This is a genomic window from Pseudomonas fluorescens Q2-87, from assembly GCF_000281895.1.
Lineage (GTDB): Bacteria > Pseudomonadota > Gammaproteobacteria > Pseudomonadales > Pseudomonadaceae > Aquipseudomonas > Aquipseudomonas fluorescens_S.
Genome location: NZ_CM001558.1, coordinates 5,918,055 through 5,933,474, shown reverse-complemented (window position 1 = coordinate 5,933,474; position 15,420 = coordinate 5,918,055). Strand labels below are relative to the sequence as shown.

Genomic DNA, 15,420 nt, shown 5'->3' with positions numbered 1-15,420 from the left:
GTCGTATGTTGAGTCGCATCGGGCTGGGAGTGGTCGGGTTGTGGGTGACAATGACGGCTACGGCCCAGGAGCAGCCGGCGGATTTCACCCATCAGGTGCCGTTGTCCTTGAGCGGCGAGGGGCCGTGGTATCGCCTGCCATTGCCGCTGGACGTTCAGTTGCAAGCGCGGCAGACCGACCTGAGCGACTTGCGGGTTTTCAACGCCGCTGGGCAGGCCCAGGCCTACGCCTTGGTTCGCGAGTCGGCCCAGAGCCGGGAAAACCGTACCCTTACAAACGTGAAGTGGTTTCCGTTGTACAACGCCGCCGATGACAACGAGCGCGCCCCCAGCGTCCGGGTGCAATCGAATGCCAATGGCACCTTGGTGGAAGTCCAGCCCTCCAGCCGGCTCGAGGCGGGGGAGGAAGAGTTGCGTGGCTGGTTGCTGGACGCCAGCGCGATCAAGGCACCGTTGCAGCAATTGGTCCTGGACTGGACCAGCGAACGCGACGGCTTCCAGCGCTTCACCATCGAGGCCAGCGACGACTTGCAACACTGGCAGTCGTGGGGCGAAGGACAGGTGGCGCGCTTGACCTTCGCCGACGAGCGGGTCGAACAGCATGAGGTGGAGCTGCCAGGGCAATCGGCGCGTTATCTGCGGTTGTTGTGGGATTCTCCGGCCTCCGCGCCGGTGCTGACTTCGGCCCAGTTGCACAGCGCCAGCCGCGAAAGCCTGCCGTTGCCGTTGGTCTGGTCGCAGCCGTTGGCGGGCAGTACGGTGAAGGGGGGTGAATACGCCTGGCAGTTGCCCATGGGCCTGAATATCGAGCAGGTGCAAGTCGAGTTGAGCCAGGCCAACAGCCTCGCGCCGGTGACCCTGGCCGGACGCCGTGAAAGCAGCCTTCCCTGGCAGCCGATGGGCAGTGGCTTGCTGTATCGCCTGACCCAGAACGGCCAAGACGTGCTGCAAAACCAGTTGCAGTTGTCCGGCCAGACCGTCCAGCAATTGAAGCTCACGGTAGACGAGCGTGGCGGCGGCCTCGGTGCCGAAGCCCCAGCCCTGCGCTTTGCCGTGCGTCCGACCCAGGTGGTGTTCCTGGCGCGCGGCGAAGGGCCTTTCAGCCTCGCCTTGGGCAGTGCGACGGTGAAAGCGGCGAGCTTGCCGCTGACAACCCTGGTGCCCGACTACAAACCGTCGCGCCTGGCGACGCTGGGCACGGCGACGGTGAGCGGCACGGCCACTTCGACACCGGCGACGGCAGCCGTAACCACGCCTGCCACGGTGGATACCAACTGGAAGAAGATCGGTTTGTGGGCCGTGCTGCTGCTCAGCGTGCTGTTTCTTGCGGCAATGGCGTTCAGCTTGCTGCGCAAGCCGCCGGTCAAATCCTAAGTTCGGGACAATAGACAAACCGAGTCGTCTCTTTCGCGAGCAAGCCCGCTCCCACAGAAACCCGCATTCCAATGTGGGAGCGGGCTTGCTCGCGAAAGCGGTCCGCCGACCACCTAAAATCCACAGGCGAACCACCACCCCGTGAACTCAATCCTCCATTCCCCGTCTCATAGGAGGAATTAAGTCCCGACTCGCGCTAAACTGCGCTGGTTTTTCCGCCCCCTATTCTTCGGAGCCGTCCATGTCCCGCGTTACCTTGAGTCGCTATTTGATTGAGCAGACCCGTAGCAACAACACCCCTGCCGATCTGCGCTTTCTGATCGAAGTGGTGGCGCGTGCATGCAAGGAGATCAGCCACGCCGTATCCAAAGGCGCATTGGGTGGCGTCCTGGGCAGCATGGGCACCGAGAACGTGCAGGGCGAAGTGCAGAAGAAGCTCGACGTGCTTTCCAACGAAATCCTGCTCGAAGCCAACGAATGGGGCGGTCACCTGGCCGGCATGGCGTCCGAGGAAATGGACAACGCGTACCAGATCCCAGGCAAATACCCTAAAGGTGCCTACCTGCTGGTATTCGATCCATTGGACGGTTCGTCGAACATCGACATCAACGCGCCGGTCGGCACCATCTTCTCGGTACTGCGTTGCCCAAACGAATACCTGAGCCAGAACGAAGCCTTGAATGAAAAGGCCTTTTTGCAGCCAGGCACCGAGCAGGTCGCTGCCGGTTACGCCATCTACGGCCCTCAAACCATGCTGGTGTTGACCCTGGGCCACGGCGTCAAGGGTTTTACCCTGGACCGCGAAATGGGCAGCTTCGTATTGACCCACGAAGACATCACCATTCCTGAAACCACTCAGGAATTCGCCATCAACATGTCCAACCAGCGTCACTGGGAAGCTCCGGTAAAACGCTACGTCGAAGAATTGCTGGCGGGCGAAGAAGGTCCGCTGAAGAAGAACTACAACATGCGCTGGGTTGCGGCGATGGTTGCCGATGTGCACCGTATCCTGACCCGTGGTGGGTTGTTCATGTACCCACGCGACAGCCGCGAGCCATCCAAGCCAGGCAAGCTGCGCCTGATGTACGAAGCCAACCCGATGTCGTTCCTGGTTGAACAGGCCGGCGGTGCTTCCACCGACGGTCACCAGCGCATCCTCGACATCCAGCCCGAAGGCCTGCACCAGCGTGTCGCCGTGTTCCTCGGCTCGAAGGAAGAAGTGGCACGCGCAACGGCTTACCACAAGGAATAAATCATGGCCCAGCCCTGGCAGCCGTTGCTCGAATGGTGGTTTGGTTCAGCCAGCACACCGGACGAAATAGCCGCTGACAAGGGCAAGCTGTGGTTCGGCAAGCGCCATGATCGCCAGGCGCGCGAGCGCTTTGGCGATCAGGTCGAGCAGGCCTTGGCCGGCGGATTGACCGACTGGGCGCAACACCCGGAAGGTTGGCTGGCCCTGGTGCTGCTGCTCGATCAATTTCCGCGAATGATCTTTCGCGACACCCCCAAGGCCTTTTCCGGTGACCTGCGCGCCCAATCGCTGGTTGCCCAAGGCCTGGCAGCCGGGTTCGACCGACAGCTCAAACCCATCCAGCGCGTATTCATCTATTTGGTGCTTGAACACTGCGAAAACCTGGCGGTGCAGAACGAAGCCGTGTCACGGTTCATCGACCTGGTCCGGGAACAGCCCGAGGCGCAGCGTGCGGTGTTTGAAGACAACCTGGATTATGCCGAGCGGCATCAGAAAATCATTGCCCGGTTTGGACGCTTTCCCCATCGCAATGCGATGCTGGGGCGCGAGTCCACGGCTGAGGAGATGGAGTTCCTGGGTAAACCTGGGTCCCGTTTTTAGCGAAGTTTCAAGCGCTGCTTCGAAGCAGGCGTTTCATCAGCAGTGCGGGCAAGCTCCTGCGACTGTCACAGATGATATGGATGTAGAGCGTTTGGCCTCGCACTTCATAGATTATCCTGTTCATTCCTGAAAGGGCCTGCCGATACTGACCGAGATTGAGCCTTTCTATCTCTTCAGGAATGGATCCTGAATAGGGCAGGGTTGCCAGATGACGGATAGCTGCTTTCAGGCCGGTATAGGTGCTTTGCCATGTTTGAGGGGCGAAGCGCCCGATCAAATAGGTGCGAAGCTCTGTGAGATCGGTTTCAGCCGATTGAAGAATGACAATCTTCAAACTCACTTGAGGTCAGCCCGGTCTAGCTCAGCGAAAACGTCCTCAGCATCCCGAAAATTACCCTCTTCGATTTCCCGGTTGCCGATAGCCAGCAGCTTTAGTAACGCCATGGTCTCTTCTTGCTCTTCAAAGCTTTTGACATCCATGACGACCAGCTTGGCTTCACCGTTTTGGGTAATGACTAAAGGCTCCCGGCTCTCGGTGATGGTCTTTACGATTTCAGCGGCGTGGCTTTTCAAATAGCTGATGGGTTTGATCTGGGATGACAGCTTCATGACGTAAGCCCCCGAAAAGTTGAGTGGACTGATTTTAGTCTTAATTCAGTCTTTTCGTCTGGGCAAGCTGACCAAATGTTTTCCCTGCTGAGCGTACACGTCGTCATCACGAGCAGGCTCGCTCCCACAGTGGATCTTTATCGTACAAAGAATCTTGTGGGTGGGAGCTTGCTCGCGATGGGGCCAGTCCAGGTATTAGATCCTGAAACTACCCACCAACTGCTTCAACCGCGCCGCTTGCTGTTCGAGGTCGGCACAGGCGCGCAAGGTGGCTTGCAGGTTTTCCACGCCTTCCTGGTTCAGGGTGTTGATCTCGGTGATGTCGACGTTGATCGACTCCACCACAGCGGTCTGTTCTTCGGTGGCGGTGGCGACGGACTGGTTCATGCCATCGATTTCACCGATGCGCTGGGTCACGCTGCCCAGGCGTTCGCCGGCCTGGTTGGCGATGCCGACGCTGCTTTCGCTCTGGCGCTGGCTGTCGGTCATGGTCACCACCGCTTCCCGTGCGCCGACTTGCAACTCTTCGATCATCTTCTTCACTTGCTGCGCCGAATCCTGAGTGCGGTGCGCCAGGTTGCGCACTTCATCGGCCACCACCGCGAAGCCGCGTCCGGCTTCACCGGCGCGGGCGGCCTCGATTGCAGCGTTCAGGGCCAGCAGGTTGGTTTGCTGGGAAATGCTGGTGATCACTTCCAGGATCTGGCCGATGTTCACTGTGTTGCTGTTCAGGGTTTCGATATTGCCGCACGAGTCGCTGATCTTGGCCGACAGCTGCTGCATGGCTGTGATGGTTTTATCCACCACCTGTTGACCTTCTTCGGCCAGGCTGCGGGCATCGCTGGAATGTTGCGAGGCGAGGGCTGCGTTCTGGGCGATTTCCTGGGCGGCGGCGCCCAACTCATTGATCGCCGCGGCCACGCTGCTGGTGCGCGACGCTTGCTGATCGGAATTGAACATCGAGGAATTGGAGGCGCTGACCACGCGCAAGGCGACTTCATTGACCTGGCCGGTGGCCGAGGCGACTTCGCGGATCGATGTATGGATACGCTCGACGAAGCGGTTGAACGAGGTGCCCAGTGCGCCGAATTCGTCCTGGCCGTGGATGGTCAGGCGCCGTGTCAGGTCGCCTTCGCCTTCGGCAATGTCATGCATGGCGCGACCCATGGTCAGCAGCGGTTGCATCAATACACGGATCAGCATGCCCAGCAGGGCGATGATGAATACCACGGCGATGGTCATAGCGATCAGCGCCGAGGTGCGGAATTCGCTGAGCATGGCCAGGGCAGTGTCTTTGTCGAGCACCAGAGCCACGTACCAGTCGGCGCCCGGTACGCCATTTACATGGGTGAAGGAGATGAATTGGGCTTTGCCGTCGAGTTCGACTTCCTTCATGCCCGGGCTGACTTGCGGCGCTCCGTTGGGGTAGGCCTCGGCCAGTGTCTTGAGCACGCGCTTGCTGTCAGGATGGATCAGGATCTTCCCTTCGGCACTGACGATGAAGGCGTAGCCGTGGCCGCCGAAATTCAGGGAGTTGATGATGGCGCTGATGCTCGACAAGTCGATGTCTGCACCGGCCACGCCAATCATCTGGTTTTGGTGCTGCACCGGAGTCGCCACGGTGACCACCAGCTTGCCCGACGAGGCGGCAATGTAAGGTTCGGTAACGATAGCCTGTTGTGCATTGTTGGCAGCTTTGTACCAGCCACGGGCACGAGGGTCGTAATCGGCTGCACGGTTACCGGCAGGGACCGAGAACATCACACCGTCCGTACCGCCAAAGTAGCTGAGCTGGAAGTTGCCGGTATACGCCGGCAGACCCACGGCGCGCTTGAGGCTGTCGGCACTGCTGCCGTCTGCCGCGATTTGCTGGGCCAGCGATTGCACCAACTGAATGCGACCATCAACCCAGGTTTGGATATTGCGGCTGGTCAGGCTGCCGAGTTCCTGCATGGACGTCTCGGTACTGATGTTCAGGCTTTGCCGTTGGCGATAGTCGTTGAACAGGATGAAACAGGCGAACGCGACGGCCACCACAAGGGCGGCAGCCAACAGAATTTTGTGGCTGAATTTCATGTTTCTGGTCATTAAGAACGCTACCGCGGAGGGACGGGTCAGGAAAGGGGTGTCAATTTGCCATAGCATTGGTTTTTACGCTGTTACTTTTTATCGGCGCACAAGCCCGGCTCATCAGGTTCCCGGCCCCCGTTCCCGACGAAAGGCACGACCGTGTCACAAACTCTGTGATTCATCCGTGAAACACCTCTGCACCGCCGATAAATACTGGATTCGTCAGGGAACCAGATAGGGGTTTTCTCTTCTAAGGATCAGGTTGGCACCCTGCCACCTCCCTTCCGCTCCAGGAGTTACACCATGTCGCTGCGATCTATCGCCCTGCTCTTTATGTGCGTCGTGTTGACCGCATGCAGCAAGGTCAACCAGGAAAATTATTCGAAGCTGTCGGCCGGGATGCCCAAGGCCGAAGTCGAGACGTTGCTGGGGAAACCGACTGACTGTTCGGGCGCGCTCGGCATGTCCAGCTGCACCTGGGGCGACCAGAAAAGCTTTATCAGCGTCCAGTACGCCGGTGACAAAGTGTTGATGTTTTCCGGCCAAGGCCTGAAGTAAACCGGGGCCAAGTGCCCACGGGAGAATAAAATAATGATGCGGTTAGTTTTTGTGCTTCTGGCTGGCCTGATATTGGCCGGCTGTGCCACTTCTGGCGAAGATCCGTTGGCGCCCAAGACTGTAAACAGTGTCAATCTCAAGCGGTACCAAGGGACTTGGTATGAGTTGGCCCGCCTGCCGATGTACTTCCAGCGCAACTGCGCGCAATCCGAAGCCCACTACACCCTCAAGCCTGACGGCAATGTGGATGTGTTCAACCGCTGCCTGACGTCGGACTGGCAATGGGAAGAAGCCAGGGGCACCGCCACACCACAAGTGCCGGGCAAAACCGACAAGCTCTGGGTCGAGTTCGACAATTGGTTCTCTCGGATCGTGCCGGGCGTGGCGAAGGGGCAATATTGGGTGTTGTACGTCAGCGATGACTACAAGACCGCCATCGTCGGCGATCCGAGCCGTCGCTACCTGTGGCTGCTGTCCCGCACGCCAACGGTCAAGGTCGATGTGCGTGAAGAACTGCTGAGCAAGGCGCGCCAGCAGGGATATGACACCTCACGGTTGATCTGGCGCGCCTCCGATCGGCAGATGGCCAAGACGTCGGAATAAACTACCGTCTTGAATCAAACGTGCCTGGGCGGTCTTGAACCGGCCTGATGATTTGCACGTATCGATAGGGCGCTCTGCGGGCGCCCCGATTCTGAATTTCAAGATCTGCTCGACTGTGCCGATAAATTGCGCAGAGTCTTCAATAACCCTTCCTGGATATATCGCAGGCCACCTGCGCGCTTCGGTTGCGCGCGTCATGTTCGTCGCTGTTGCGTGGATGAGCGTTTTTTTGCGCTCCGCCAAAGCATCGGTCCGGTCAGGCAGAGTCGGGACGTTGGCAATGTATTGAACTCTACGCGTTTTACCCCTGTCGGGCTGAGGCACGGTGGCTGGTATCCCTATTTCCACGGAGTTGTACGATGCCCGTTCCTTACAAGGGTTCCGCTCGCCTGGGCAAGCGTCTGCTGTGTTACGCCGTGGCGCTGGTTGGGGCCAGTGCTGCGCCGTTCGTGTTCGCGCTGAGTATTCCCGATGCAGGACAGTTACTGAACGAGCATCGGCAAACACTGCCGTCCGAGCCTCGCTCTACCGAACCAACGCCGGCGTTGGAACTCCCCTCCGACAGGAGCCGTCCCGCAGCTTCCGGGCTTCGCGTGCAGCTCAAAGAGATTTACTTCAGTGGTGATACTGAGCTGGCGCAAGCGGAGAGTCTTCAAGCGCTGGTCAGGCCGGTCTTGGGGAAGACATTCGATCATGCAGGTCTGCAGCAGTTGGCCGACGATCTCACCCGCTACCTTCGCGGGCGCGGCTATGTGCTGGCCCGCGCCTATCTGCCCCGTCAGGATCTGACTGAGGGTAAGTTGCAGATCGCCTTGGTCAAGGGGCGGCTGCAGTCGGGCACCTCACGCATCGAACTGAACGGCAATACCCGCAGCAGCAACGATCGCTTGCGGCAAATCGCCGATGCTGCGCTCCCGGAAGGCAAGGTGCTGCAAGTCGAAGATCTGGAGCGGGCCTTGCTGCTGATCAATGATCAGCCCGGCGTTAACGCCCAGTCTGCGCTTGAGCGCGGCACCGAGCCCGGCACCAGCCGTCTGTTGATCAACACCAAGCAGGGCGCCCTGTTCGACGGCGGGGTTTCGATGGATAACTACGGCAATCGCAGTACCGGTACTGCTCGTGCCAACGCACAAGTAAACGTCAACGACCCACTGGGTATCGGTGACCAACTGGGCATCGGCTTGAGCAAAAGTACCGGCAGCGACATCGTTGGCGGCTCTTACAATGTGCCGCTGACGGCCTCTGGTCTGCGCCTCAATGCCTCGGCCTCTTATCTGCGGTATGAGGTGGACCAGGAGCAATTCCGTCCGCTGGATCTGCGTGGCACTGCCCGTAGCGGTTCGCTGGGGCTCAGCTATCCGTTGATTCGCTCACGCCTGCAGAATCTCAATCTGTCCGCGACCTATGAATATAAGGCGCTCGAGGACCGTGGCCTGGGTACCAACCTGCGTGATCGTGAGCTGAATAATTTTATCGTTGCCCTGAGCGGTAACCGCTTCGACAGTTTCGCAGGTGGCGGTGTGACGGATGCCATGGTGGCGTTGACCCTTGGCGAACTGGATCTGTCCGGTAACCGCGATGATCAGTTTGTCGACAGCGTAAGTGCCCAAAGCGACGGGAGCTTCCGTAAGTTCAACCTGCGCGTTTCCCGCTTGCAGAGCCTAGGGGTCGCTAGTCCATGGACGTTGTTCGGCGGTGTTTCGGCGCAATGGGCCGGTGACAACCTCGACTCCTCGGAAAAATTCCTGCTGGGTGGCCCTGCTGGTGTTCGCGCCTATCCGGTCGGCGAAGCCTCCGCCGATCAGGGCTGGCTGGCCACCCTCGAGCTGCGCCGCAACATCGATCTGGGTCTGCCAAGCGTCACGATGCAGGGCCTTGGTTTTTTCGACACTGGCCGTGTCTGGCTGAACGAGAACCCTTGGCCGGGCTCGATCAACAACGCTGGCGAGACCAATCGCTATGACCTGCACGCCGTCGGCCTGGGCGCCAATGTATGGGCGAACGATTTCAGTGTCCGTACCGCTGTGGCGCGCACGCTAGGCAACAACCCGGGACGGGGAGAGTCCGGGCTGGACGCGGACGGCCGCGACAGTCGATGGCGCGCCTGGGTCCAGGTCTCATACGCGTTCTGATCAGGCCTGGTACGGCCTCCATGAGTTTAGGAGCTCCCATGAAGCGCGCTTCGTTGAACCATCTTTATCGCCTTGTCTGGAGCGATGCCGATCAGGTATTTGTTGCCGTCGCGGAGCATTCCACCTCAAGGGGCAAACGCGCTGGAGTAGTCGGTGTGCTCGCCGTCGTTGGCCTGCTCGGTAGCGGGGTGGTTCAAGCGGCCGAGCTACCCACTGGCGGGTCCATAGTCGGTGGCAGTGGAGCGATCTCGCAGAACGGCAGCCATATGGTCATCGACCAACACACCGGCAAACTCATCACCCAGTGGAACAGTTTCGATATTGCTGCCGATGCCAGCGTCACGTTCCGTCAGCCAAGTGCGCAGAGTGTCGCGCTCAACCGCGTCATAGGCGGCGGTAACGCCAGTCAGATCCTGGGTAAGCTCGACGCCAATGGCCAGGTGTGGCTGCTCAACCCTAATGGGGTGGTGATTGGCAAAGGCGCCCAAGTCAATGTTGGCGGTCTGGTGGCGTCCTCCCTGAAGACCAGTGATCAGGATTTTCTTGCCGGCAAAACCGCTTTGAGTGGTGGTGCCGGTGCAGGGACGGTGCTCAACCAAGGCACGGTCAATGCGGCGCCGGGTGGTGTGGTCGCATTGATTGGCCCACAGGTTGGCAACAGCGGAACAATCCGTACCCCAGGCGGGAGCACCGTGCTGGCCGCAGGCGATAAAGTCAGCCTCGATTTCCAGGGCGACGGCCTGGTGAGCGTCAACATCGACCGGGGTGTGCTCGATGCCTTGGTCCGGAACGAAGGTCATATCAGCGCCGATGGCGGCATGGTTGCATTGAGCGCACGCTCCGCCGATGCCGCATTGAACAGCGTGGTCAACAACACCGGCCTCATCGAGGCCAAAGGTCTGGTGACGCGCGGTGGCCGCATCCTGCTTGACGGTGATAGCGAGGGCGGTCTGACCCAGGTTGCCGGTACGCTCGATGCGTCCTCCGAGCACGGCCGGGGCGGCGATGTCGTGGTGACGGGTGAGCGTATCGCCATTGCCGATGCAACCCTCAAGGCCAGCGGGACGAGCGGTGGCGGTACGATCAAGGTCGGTGGCGGCTGGCAAGGCCAGGATGCCGGCGTGGCCAACGCCAGGCAGGTGACGGTGGGGCGTAACGTCAAGGTGAACGCGGATGCGACCCTGGGCGGCGACGGCGGTACCGCCGTGTTCTGGGCTGACGGGGAAAACCGTTTTGCTGGCGATATCTCTGTCCGTGGTGGTGCCCAGGGCGGCAACGGCGGCAAGGCCGAAGTGTCCGGCAAGCAGACGCTGCAGTATGCCGGCACGACCGATGCCCGTGCAGCCAAGGGGCGCACGGGTGATCTGTTGCTCGACCCGACCAACATCACCGTTTCCGGCGGGAATGGTGTCAGTGGCAACTGGTCCTCCGGCACCGGTAACGTGACGGTATTCGAACAGACGCTTGAAGCTCAGTTGGCTAACGTGCTGATGCAGGCAACCAGCAACATCAACTTTGCCGATCTGAATCTCAATGGTGGAGACGGCGTCATCTCCATGCAAAACAACGTCAGCTTCCGTGCCGAGGCGCTCGGTGGCAGCAACTCAACCATTACCTTCGCCAACCCGAACAACACGCTTGCTGTTTCCGGTACGGGCAGTATCTACATGCAAGCGGGCGGCACTGCCACCGGCTCTATTATCAATGTGTTCAAACTTTCTGCGTCGGGAGCGGGCGTAAACCCCGCGGTGGCCAGTCTGCCCACTCACAATGTCGCGTCGATCGGTAGCGGTACGCCTGGAGCGGGTAGCATCACCTTACTCGGCGCCGACGGGTTGACCATTGCCGGCGCGCTGACCACCGAAGGCGGTTACGTCAGGCTGTCCAGCGATTCCGATAGCGGCGGCGGTGGCGCATTGACCATCAATACGCCTATCACCACCCACGGCGGCAACCTCTACATGTCGTTCGGAACTGCCGCAAACGCTGACAGCATCGCCACACTTAACAGCAATGTCACGCTCGGCGCAGGTCGGCTGTATTTCGGCGACGCGATGGGCAGCAAAGCGCTAGGCGCCTCCACCGGAGAGAAACGTTTGGCAGGCTTGCTCAGCCTGAGCGGCGACGTCAATTTCAGTACGCCCATGACCATGCTTTCCGGGGCCTCGATCTATACAGACGGGGCGATCAACTTCACCAACCTGCTCAAGCTGGACACCGGCACCGGCCAGCTAACGCTGCGTGCCAAAAACATCGACTTCACCCAGGCGACGCTGCAAAACCTGAGTACTGCCAGCATCCGCCTGGAACCCTTCAACGCGACCACGGATATCCAGTTGAAAAGCATCAGCGGCAATGCCGGTGTCGGCATTCTGCTGGACGCGAACGGGCCGGCTACGGATATCAGCAAGCTGCAGGGGGCCAATAACCTCACTATCGGCCGTGCTGATGGCACCGGCACCACCTCGGTGGATGCCTCTGGCTTCGGTTTTAGTGCCGGCAGTAACCTGAGTCTGCTCAATGGCGACATCCGGATCGATGGACAATTGCGCAACACCCATGCGAACGGGCACATCCTTGCTCAAGCGGGCACCGGGGACGTGGTCATCGGCAGCGGCGGCACCGTGAGCGCACAGGGCACTGGCGATGCCGTCGTATTGGTCGCCGCGCGCAATTTCGTCAACCAGGCCGGTGCCGGCGCATTGACTGCCAACAACGGTCGATGGCTGACCTATTCCACCAGCCCGCTGGATGATATCCGTGGAGCGCTGGCTGCCGCGTTCAAACAGTACGCAGCGCAATTTGGCGACGCGGTGCTGGGTACGGGCAATGGCCACCTCTACAGTTTTGCGCCCAAGGTCCATGTCGAACTGCAGGGCCAGGTGAGCAAGACCTATGATGCAAACGCCACCGCGGCGGTGACGAACCCCAACTTTGCCATGACCGGGGCAATCGATGGGGATACCATCGACGTCCTTTCGTTCGGCAGTGCCTCTTACGCAGATAAGAACGCGGGTGCGGGCAAGCGGGTGACGGTGGACAACGTCGAAGTGTCCGAAGCGACCAATGGTGCTGTCAGGATATTCGGCTATCAAGTCGATGCCTCCAGTGTCAGCGGAAATGTTGGCCAGATCGACCGTAAGGTTCTGACCGCCACTGCCAACGTGGCCGACAAGACCTACGATGGCAGCACCACGGCCAGCCTGAGCAATCTCGCCCTGATCGGCATCATGGGTGGTGATGCCGGTAACGTGAGTGCCAGTGGCACCACCGGCACCTTTGTCGACAAAAACGCCGGCCAGAACAAAGCGGTCAGCGGCTCGGGCGTTGCCTTGACCGGTGTCGAGGCGAACAACTATGCGTTCGACACCAGCGCGCAGATCGGCTCGGGCGATATCGACCGCAAAGTCTTGACTGCCACGGCCAACGTGGCCGACAAAACCTACGACGGCAGCACCACGGCCAGCCTGAGCAACCTCGCGCTGATCGGCGTCGTGAGCGGTGACGCCGGCAACGTGAATGCCAGTGGCACAACCGGCACCTTTGTCGACAAAAACGCCGGCCAGAACAAAGCGGTCAGCGGCTCGGGCGTTGCCTTGGCCGGTGTCGAGGCGAACAACTACGCGTTCGACACCAGCGCGCAGATCGGCACAGCCGATATCGACCGCAAAGTCTTGACCGCAACGGCCAACGTGGCGGACAAAACCTACGACGGCAGCACCACGGCCAGCCTGAGCAACCTCGCGCTGATCGGCGTCGTGAGCGGTGACGCCGGTAACGTGAGTGCCAGTGGCACCACCGGCACCTTTGTCGACAAAAACGCCGGCCAGAACAAAGCGGTCAGCGGCTCGGGCGTTGCCTTGACCGGTGTCGAGGCGAACAACTATGCGTTCGACACCAGCGCGCAGATCGGCTCGGGCGATATCGACCGCAAAGTCTTGACTGCCACGGCCAACGTGGCCGACAAAACCTACGACGGCAGCACCACGGCCAGCCTGAGCAACCTCGCGCTGATCGGCGTCGTGAGCGGTGACGCCGGCAACGTGAATGCCAGTGGCACCACCGGCGCCTTTGTCGACAAAAACGCCGGCCAGAACAAAGCGGTCAGCGGCTCGGGCGTTGCCTTGACCGGTGTCGAGGCGAGCAACTATGCGTTCGACACCAGCGCACAGATCGGCACAGCCGATATCAACCGCAAAGTCTTGACCGCAACGGCCAACGTGGCCGACAAAACCTATGACGGCAGCACCACGGCCAGCCTGAGCAACTTCACGCTGATCGGCGTCGTGAGCGGTGATGCCGGCAACGTGAGTGCCAGTGGCACCACCGGCACCTTTGCCGATAAAAACGCCGGCCAGAACAAAGCGGTCAGCGGCTCGGGCGTTGCCTTGACCGGTGTCGAGGCGAGCAACTATGCGTTCGACACCAGCGCACAGATCGGCACAGCCGATATTGACCGCAAAGTCTTGACCGCCACGGCCAACGTGGCCGACAAAACCTATGACGGCGGCACCACGGCCAGCCTGAGCAATCTCGCGCTGATCGGCGTCGTGAGCGGTGATGCCGGCAAGGTAAATGCCAGTGGTACCACCGGCACCTTTGTCGACAAAAACGCCGGCCAGAACAAAGCGGTCAGTGGCTCGGGCGTTGCCTTGACCGGTGTCGAGGCGAGCAACTATGCGTTCGACACCAGCGCACAGATAGGCACAGCCGATATTGACCGCAAAGTCTTGACCGCAACGGCCAACGTGGCCGACAAAACCTATGACGGCGGCACCACGGCCAGCCTGAGCAACCTCTCGCTGATCGGCGTCGTGAGCGGTGATGCCGACAAGGTAAATGCCAGTGGTACCACCGGCACCTTTGTCGACAAAAACGCCGGTCAGAACAAAGCGGTCAGTGGCTCGGGCGTTGCCTTGACCGGTGTCGAGGCGAACAACTACGCGTTCGACACCGCTGCGCAGATCGGCTCGGCCGATATCAACCGCAAAGTCTTGACCGCCACGGCCAACGTGGCCGACAAAACCTACGACGGCGGCACCACGGCCAGCCTGAGCAACTTAGCGCTGATCGGCGTCGTGAGCGGTGATGCCGGCAACGTGAATGCCAGTGGCACCACCGGCACTTTTGTCGACAAAAACGCCGGCCAGAACAAAGCGGTCAGTGGCTCGGGCGTTGCCTTGACCGGTGTCGAGGCGAACAACTATGCATTCGACACCGCTGCCCGGATCGGCACAGCTGATATCGGCCGCAAGCTATTGAATGCGACGGTAGATATCGCCGATAAACTTTTCGACGGTGCAAATACCGCGACCATTCGGGCCGTCGCTCTTGATGGTGTGATTGCTGGCGATGGCGTCGGGGCCATAGGCAAGGCGCTCTTTGACACGCCGCAGGTCGGTCAGGGAAAGACGGTGAGTGTGATTAACCTGCTGTTGCACGGCGACGATGCGGCCAATTATCAATTGGCTGACCAACTGCAAGTGGCCACGGCCAGTATCGAGCCGTCTTTTCACACTCCGGTTGGGCTGATCAACGTTGCGCCGGGAGCGAATGGCACCGAAGTCGCTATCAATCGCCCCGGAGACTGGGTGGCTGTAGAGGTACAGTCCCCTGCGCAGTCGATCCCGTCTACAGCCTTGTTCAGCGATACGCCGGATCTGACGAATGTTGCCGCCAATTTTGTCGGCGTTAACGAGCTGGTTCTGCAGGATGCTGTACTCAACGGCAATGGCAGGATGAGCTTGGCCCTGGCCGATGGTGTCTCCGAGCCTGCGGTGCAAAAAAGCCTGGCGCTTTACCGCACCCGTGCCGGCGAACCGCTTAGTGGGGAAGGGCAGTATTCGGCGACCGACTTGGGCAATAGCCTAACGCTGGAACTGATCGACGGGGGGAGCCACCAAACGCCTGTGCTGCAAGGCTCCGGTGGCGGCTCGGTCGAAGGTTCAGTCGCAATGGCCAGTGGGCAACGTCTCAATTTGCAGGTGAACCTGCTGAGTGGCGGAGTGCTTATGGTGAAGGTTCCTCCTGCGGCAAGCGACATCGCCACTGACGAGTTGGCGGCCTATGGGCTGGTCGTGGCGAAGAAGCGGCTGGGCATCAGCGTTCGTAACATCGAAGCGGTCATCATTGAACACTCGCTGAGGCAAGCCCGGATTGCCGATAAATCCCCGGCGGTCGTCAGTCGTTGAGGTAGGGCCCCCGTTGTCGTTTGCGGGGGCGC

The 15,420-nt window shown here is 60.3% G+C and carries 10 protein-coding genes; 7 read left to right on the top strand and 3 right to left on the bottom strand.

Features of this window, described 5'->3' with window-relative positions; translation table 11 throughout:
• Positions 1-5: 5 nt before the first annotated feature.
• From PFLQ2_RS01760 to PFLQ2_RS01770, 3 genes are all read left to right on the top strand, one after another.
• Positions 6-1,373: a DUF3999 domain-containing protein gene (locus PFLQ2_RS01760; RefSeq protein ID WP_003186721.1), complete on the top strand. Its 1,368-nt coding sequence runs from the start codon at positions 6-8 to the stop codon at positions 1,371-1,373.
• Between the two features lie 241 nt (positions 1,374-1,614).
• Positions 1,615-2,625 carry a class 1 fructose-bisphosphatase gene (locus PFLQ2_RS01765; protein ID WP_003186720.1) on the top strand — a complete coding sequence of 337 codons (1,011 nt, stop codon included), beginning with the start codon at positions 1,615-1,617 and terminating at the stop codon, positions 2,623-2,625.
• Between the two features lie 3 nt (positions 2,626-2,628).
• Complete coding sequence (locus PFLQ2_RS01770; protein WP_003186719.1) at positions 2,629-3,225, top strand: DUF924 family protein; 597 nt, start codon at positions 2,629-2,631, stop codon at positions 3,223-3,225.
• 7 nt (positions 3,226-3,232) lie between these two features.
• Here the strand turns inward: PFLQ2_RS01770 and PFLQ2_RS01775 are convergent, their stop codons facing one another.
• From PFLQ2_RS01775 to PFLQ2_RS01785, 3 genes are all read right to left on the bottom strand, one after another.
• Complete coding sequence (locus PFLQ2_RS01775) at positions 3,233-3,565, bottom strand: type II toxin-antitoxin system RelE/ParE family toxin (protein ID WP_003186718.1); 333 nt, start codon at positions 3,563-3,565, stop codon at positions 3,233-3,235.
• Entirely contained in the window at positions 3,562-3,834 is a 273-nt protein-coding gene (locus PFLQ2_RS01780; RefSeq protein WP_003186717.1) for a type II toxin-antitoxin system Phd/YefM family antitoxin, read from the bottom strand. Before PFLQ2_RS01780 ends, PFLQ2_RS01775 begins: the two co-directional genes overlap by 4 nt.
• A 195-nt stretch (positions 3,835-4,029) precedes the next feature.
• Entirely contained in the window at positions 4,030-5,922 is a 1,893-nt protein-coding gene (locus PFLQ2_RS01785) for a methyl-accepting chemotaxis protein (RefSeq protein WP_225970851.1), read from the bottom strand.
• A gap of 285 nt (positions 5,923-6,207) precedes the next feature.
• On the opposite strand from PFLQ2_RS01785, the gene PFLQ2_RS01790 reads away from it, so the two are divergent.
• From PFLQ2_RS01790 to PFLQ2_RS01805, 4 genes are all read left to right on the top strand, one after another.
• Complete coding sequence (locus PFLQ2_RS01790) at positions 6,208-6,462, top strand: hypothetical protein (protein WP_003186715.1); 255 nt, start codon at positions 6,208-6,210, stop codon at positions 6,460-6,462.
• Positions 6,463-6,495: 33 nt separating this feature from the next.
• Positions 6,496-7,065, top strand: coding sequence for a lipocalin family protein (locus PFLQ2_RS01795; RefSeq protein WP_003186714.1), 570 nt, complete (start codon positions 6,496-6,498; stop codon positions 7,063-7,065).
• Between the two features lie 359 nt (positions 7,066-7,424).
• A complete protein-coding gene (locus PFLQ2_RS01800; RefSeq protein ID WP_003186713.1) occupies positions 7,425-9,197 on the top strand; it encodes a ShlB/FhaC/HecB family hemolysin secretion/activation protein in 1,773 nt (590 codons plus the stop codon).
• Between the two features lie 38 nt (positions 9,198-9,235).
• Positions 9,236-15,388: a YDG domain-containing protein gene (locus PFLQ2_RS01805; protein ID WP_003186712.1), complete on the top strand. Its 6,153-nt coding sequence runs from the start codon at positions 9,236-9,238 to the stop codon at positions 15,386-15,388.
• Positions 15,389-15,420: the final 32 nt, after the last annotated feature.